Source organism: Nocardia neocaledoniensis (genome assembly GCF_029868625.1).
In the GTDB taxonomy this organism is placed as follows: Bacteria; Actinomycetota; Actinomycetes; order Mycobacteriales; family Mycobacteriaceae; genus Nocardia; species Nocardia neocaledoniensis_A.
Map to the genome: position 1 here is coordinate 1 of NZ_JARWOJ010000184.1, position 2,026 is coordinate 2,026.

At 74.0% G+C, this 2,026-nt stretch carries 1 pseudogene; it reads left to right on the forward strand.

The window, feature by feature from the left end:
• Positions 1-222: 222 nt before the first annotated feature.
• Positions 223-1,839: pseudogene (locus tag QH270_RS13365) on the forward strand (2-oxoacid:acceptor oxidoreductase family protein); the annotation flags it as partial.
• Positions 1,840-2,026: the final 187 nt, after the last annotated feature.

Consider the following 2,026-nt stretch of genomic DNA (forward strand, 5'->3'; position numbering starts at 1 on the left):
GTCTTGCACTCCCGCTCGATGTAGACGAACTCCTCGGCATCGAGTCGGACAGAGCCGCCGAAGGTCACCGACAGCCTTCCTTCGGCTGCTTCTGTCAACAGGTCCTGCAAGGTCCGTTCGCCGCTCACGTCAATCCCCCCCGGTCCCCCCCCCCCCCGCGCCCCCCTCCCCCCCCCCCCCCCCCCGGCCCCCCCCGGGGGGCTCCCCCTGCGGGCCGGGGGGGGCCCGCGGCTGATGCCGGTCGACGGCGAACTCACCGCGGGGCGGCTGCTGGCCCCGCTGCGGCGGGTGCTGCGCGGCCACGTCGAGCTGAAAAGGGCCGCGCCGCCGGCGCTTCCGCTGGAGGTGCTCTCGGCCAAGCGCACGCCCTACTTCTGCAGCGGCTGCCCGCACAACCGCTCCACCGCCCTGCCCGAAGGGTCGATCGGCGGCGGCGGCATCGGCTGCCACACGCTGGTCACCATGTCGGGGCGCACCGACAGCGCGGTCACCGGGCTCACTCAGATGGGTGGCGAGGGCAGCCAGTGGATCGGCCAGGCACCCTTCACCGATGTGCCGCACCTGTTCCAGAACATCGGCGACGGCACCTTCTTCCACTCCGGGCAGCTGGCCGTGCAGGCCTGCGTCGCGGCCGGGGTGAACATCACCTACAAGCTGCTCTGGAACGAGGTCGTCGCGATGACCGGCGCCCAGGACGTGGAGGGCGGCCTGTCCGTCGCGCAGCTGACGCACAAGCTCACCACCGAGGGCGTGCGCCGGATCATCATCTGCGCCGACGAGCCAGGGCGCCACAACAAGCGGGCGCTCGCCAAGGGCACGCTGCTGTGGCACCGCGATCGGCTCGACGAGGCACAGCGGGTGCTGCGCGAGATCGAGGGCGTCACCGTGCTGATCTACGACCAGCACTGCGCCGCCGACGCGCGCAGGCAGCGCAAGCGCGGCGCGCTGCCCGTCCGCAACACCCGCGTGGTGATCAACGAGGCCGTGTGCGAGGGCTGCGGCGACTGCGGCGCCAAGTCGAACTGCCTGTCGGTGCAGCCGGTCGAGACCGAGTTCGGCCGCAAGACCCGCATCGATCAGACCTCGTGCAACACCGACTACAGCTGCCTGGACGGCGACTGCCCCTCGTTCGTGACCGTGGAGATCGACCCGGCCGCGAGCAAGGGCGCCCGGCGCGAGGTCGCCGAACCGCCCGCCGTGCCCGACCCGGGCGTCGCCGCACCGCTGCGCACCCAGAACGTGCTGATCGCGGGCATCGGCGGCACCGGCATCGTGACGGTGAACCAGGTGCTGGCCACCGCCGCCCTGCGCGCCGGCTACGAGGTCGAGAGCCTCGACCAGATCGGGCTCAGCCAGAAGGCCGGACCGGTGGTCTCGCACCTGCGCTTCTCCACCACGGCGCTGGAGCCGTCCAACCGGCTCACCCCCGGCAGCGCGGACTGCCTGCTCGCGGTCGACCTGCTCACCGCCACCGATCCCCGCTACCTCCAGTACGGCGACGCGGCGAGCACCCTCGGCGTGGCCTCCACGAGCCAGACCCCGACCGGCGACATGGTCTACGACAAGTCGGTCGGCTACCCCGATACCGACATCCTGCTGGGTCGGCTTGCCGCCGTGACGAAGTCGATCAGTCACTTCGACGCGCTGGCGGCGGCCGAGACCCTGTTCGGCAACACCGCCGCGGCCAACTTCCTGATCGTCGGCGCCGCGGTGCAGACCGGTGGGCTGCGCCTGCCCGCCGCGGCGATCGAGGAGGCCATCGGGATCAACGGAGTCGCGGTGGACGCCACCATCGCGGCGTTCCGCTGGGGCCGGGTCGCCGTCGCCGATCCGGCGGCGTTGGGCCCGGGCGGGGGGGGGGGGGGGGCCCCGGGCCCCCCCCCCCCCGGCCCCCCCCGGGGGTGGGCCCCCTCGTGGCCGGGGGGCGCGGGGGGGGGGGGCCGCGGCGCCCCCCCAACCCCCCGGCCCGGGGCCAACGCCGCCGGATCGGCGACGGCGACCCGGCCCCAGCGGAACGCCGCGATGG